3 protein-coding genes are annotated in these 3,994 nt (G+C 46.9%); 2 read left to right on the forward strand and 1 reads right to left on the reverse strand.

Features of this window, described 5'->3' with window-relative positions; all coding sequences use genetic code 11:
- Window positions 1–1,629 (reverse strand): YncE family protein (locus tag ACWVCM_RS07755; protein WP_455201159.1); only part of this gene is annotated, 1,629 nt, incomplete at its 3' end.
- Window positions 1,630–1,964: 335 nt separating this feature from the next.
- Between ACWVCM_RS07755 and ACWVCM_RS07760 the strand changes: the two genes are divergently transcribed.
- A complete protein-coding gene (locus ACWVCM_RS07760; RefSeq protein WP_455201160.1) occupies window positions 1,965–2,420 on the forward strand; it encodes a (2Fe-2S)-binding protein in 456 nt (151 codons plus the stop codon).
- Between the two features lie 13 nt (window positions 2,421–2,433).
- Window positions 2,434–3,994, forward strand: a 1,561-nt coding sequence (locus ACWVCM_RS07765) for a molybdopterin cofactor-binding domain-containing protein (protein WP_455201161.1), incomplete at its 3' end; no start/stop codon positions are given.

Below are 3,994 nucleotides of genomic sequence, written 5' to 3' on the forward strand. Positions count from 1 at the left end.
CACGACCTCGTCCGGATCCCCCAAATCCCAGGCCAGACCATCAAAATCACCAAACACATGACACAAGGCACAGGATGAATCGCCATGACTTGAGGTAAACGTAGCATCGTAGAGAAACTGTCGCCCATCAACCACTTGATCCGGTTCCGGATTAAACATAGTTAGATGAGAAGTTTCCATGTTAGAAGTGGTATCAATTACCGACAAACCATTGTCAAATCGCGTAAGCACGTAAAGACGATTGCGCGCTTCATCAAGCACCACCCCTGAAGGACCCCCCGAAGAAAGCGCAATGTGGTTTGCACTATCAGGCGTAAAACTGTCATTTTCTAATGCCGCGGTGTCAAATACCCCAATCTTTTGTGAACCAAATGCCGCGACATACAACGTATCGCCGCTATTGCTAATAGCCATGTCCACCGGATTTGCCAGCGCCGCATCCCGCTCAGCCTGAGTACCAGGGAACTGATCGTAGTTAATATGCTTGTTTAAATGACGCGGACTCACTGTTGGAGTTGCTTGTGAATTATCAACGACAGTAATCCGATTTTCCACAAAATGTCCCCGAACCGTCGTTGCGTTATTTCCCGGTCCTTCAAATCGAACGTGATTTAACGCTTCGGTATTGGAGACATAAAGCACACCCGACTGAGGATTAGTGACCATATTAAACAAAACGGTACCCACTCCACTAATTGGTGTGCTTGCTGTTGCCACGGGCGGATTAACGCTGGCATCAATTTCAAATACATCATAGTCAGGTAAGGACAGATTCACCATGTCATCCCAGAATCCGCCTATAGTGTCAGTTATGCTTCCCGTACCATCCGCCCAGTTGGTGCCATTGTATTTCAGAATCAGGCCGGTATCTGGTGCCAAAATATTCTCCAGATTCATCAAGGGACCCGGCTTGGCAAGTTGATTCTCGCCGATAGTCGTGGTTTGGTTACCCGATAGAAAAACTGCCGCATACACCGTACTACCATCCGGGCTTACGCTTAGTGCGCGTGGAGTATCTCCAAATAATGTAATGACGGTGGTTGGATCACCACCGATGGAGGCGCCGATATTCGTAGTATCAAACACCCAAACATCAGCGCGCCCAACACCGGGGGTTTTTAGCTGTGCGTCTACAGGATTGTCGTCAGGTCCGTTTTGTCCGCGATGCGCAGTGGTTATAAAGGCAAATTGATCGTTGTTTCCTGCAAACACGATATCTCGTGGCTCATCACCGACCAGCAAGGTACGAACGACCTGGGGAGGAGAAATACTGACATCAACGATACTAATACTGTCTGACAGATGATTGACGACCCACACCTGGTTATTCAGTGCCGCGACCGCGGTAGGTTCCATGCCAACCGGCACAGTGGCAGCGTGTTGCAAACCAGCATTGCTTATTGTGTAAAGTTCCAACGTACTGTTTGGAGTATTGGCAACATATAAAGTATTGCCATCAGGGGAAAGTGCCAGAGGACGAACCTGGCCCGTTTCGAATGTGACAAAATTGTTATCGACTGGTTGAGGCGGTTCGACACCACCATTGCCACCTCCACCACCGCTGCTACATGCTGTTAAAACAATAGACAATATCCCTAAAAACCAAAACCGATTTCCTTTATACAACATACTTTTATTTTCCCTAATGATAACGAATAATCTAAGTCTACCAACATTAAGAACCATGGCAATTACCAGTCGGAGGATTTTCCACGATTTGCGACATTTTCACAAAATTTACCAAAAGCGGAATGTCTCCCTCTGCAGACATACAATGATTACGCCAAGTTGACTATTTGGTCGCTGATCCAGTATTCATACATTCCTGGCAATATAAATACCACTACAAACTAGCTGGTCTGGTCATTCTTTAATCTACACTTTATCCACATTTAGCCAGGTCTTTTATTATTGGAATAAAATGTTAGCATAGGTATTCCACCTTCACTTTGAGGGAACCTGCCATGATAGAACTCACCATTAACGGTAAAACGCATTCCCTGGATATTGATCCCAACATGCCCTTATTGTGGGCGATTCGAGATGCCATTGGGTTAACGGGTACCAAGTTTGGCTGTGGCGTATCGCAATGCGGCGCCTGTACGGTGCATATGGATGGCAAAGCCATTCGCTCCTGCGTAACACCGGTAAAAATTGCCCAGGGTAAAAACATTACGACGATTGAAGGCCTGAATAGCAAGGTTGCTTCAGCAGTGCAAAATGCCTGGCAAAAACTGGACGTTGTGCAATGCGGTTATTGCCAGTCCGGTCAGATCATGACTGCGGTTGAATTACTTAGCAAAAACCAGAAACCCAGTGACGACGATATCGACAACGCCATGAATAACAACATCTGCCGCTGCAGTACTTATGTTCGTATTCGCGCAGCAATCAAAGAAGCCGCAAAAGCACTCGCCTGACAGGAGATCAATCATGGGAAAAAATGAAAAGCTGGATGTTACTGATATGACACGACGCCGTTTTCTCATTACCAGTGTCTCAATGGGTGCCGGTTTAACCCTGGGTATACACTTGACAGGATGCGGTGATCAAAAAGAAACACAAACTAAAACCTTACCTGAAGCAGGGCCTGGAAAAGCAGGTGGTGAAATCGTCAGTGATTTTTCCTTTGAGCCTAATGCCTTCATACGTATTAAACCGGACAACACCGTAGTAGTCATCATGAAGCATTTTGAAATGGGCCAGGGTACCTATACGGGCTTAACGACCCTGATCGCCGAAGAACTGGATGCTGCCTGGGATCAACTCAAAGTTGAAGCAGCACCCGCCAACGCCAAATTGTATAACAATAATTTCTGGGGCCCCATGCAGGGTACCGGTGGCAGTACGGCAATTGCCAATTCGTATGAACAAATGCGCAAAGCAGGTGCAGCCGCAAAACAAATGTTAGTTTCCGCTGCGGCTAAACAATGGAAGGTGCCTGCTGAAGAAATTAGTGTACAAAACGGTATGCTACATCATGCCGCGTCCAGCAAAAATGCCAGCTTTGGTGAATTCGCCGAACTGGCCGCTCAGGAACCTGTGCCGCAGGAAGTGTTTTTAAAATCCCCGGACGAATTTCGTTATATCGGTAAAACTGTGCCCCGCAAGGATTCACACGATAAATCCACTGGCAAAGCAATCTATACCCAGGATATAAAACTGCCGGGCATGCTAACAGCGGTAGTTGTGCATGCTCCACGCTTTGGAGCAACCGTTAAATCCTTTGACGCAACAGAAACCAGAAAAATCAAAGAAGTTGTCAACGTAGTACAAATTCCCACGGGTGTTGCAGTTCTGGCAAAAAACTTTTGGAGCGCCCAGCAAGGCAGGTATGCATTGAAGGTTGAATGGGATGAAAGCAATGCGTTTAATAAAAGTTCAGATGAGCTCATGGCTGAATACAAAGCCCTGGCAAAGAAACCAGGTGCGGTGGCACGTAAAGACGGCGATGTTGACAAAGCATTTGCGTCAGCTGCCAAAACACTCACTGCGTCATATGAATTTCCCTATCTGGCGCATGCCGCCATGGAGCCGCTTAATTGTGTCGTACAAATCAATAAGGACGGTTGTGAAATCTGGAATGCAGCGCAAACCCATACTTCAGATCAAATGGCAGTCGCCAATACCCTGGGCATCAAGCCAGAGCAGGTAAAAATAAACACTTTATATGCTGGCGGTTCTTTTGGACGTCGCGCTAATCCGCACTCCGATTATGTGGTGGAAGCGGTGAATATTGCCAGGGCATTGGGAGACAATACGCCGGTGAAAATGGTCTGGACCCGTGAAGATGATATGCGCGGTGGATTTTACCGGCCTATGTATTATCATGAACTTAAAGCAGGATTAGATAAAGACGGTAATCCCATTGCCTGGCAGCATCGTATAGTAGGCCAATCAATCCTTACCGGTACGGCATTCGAACCAATGCTGGTTAAAAGCGGTGTTGACGGAACATCGGTAGAAGGTGCCAGTAACCTGCCTTACGCTATTC

Source organism: Kaarinaea lacus (assembly GCF_975902315.1).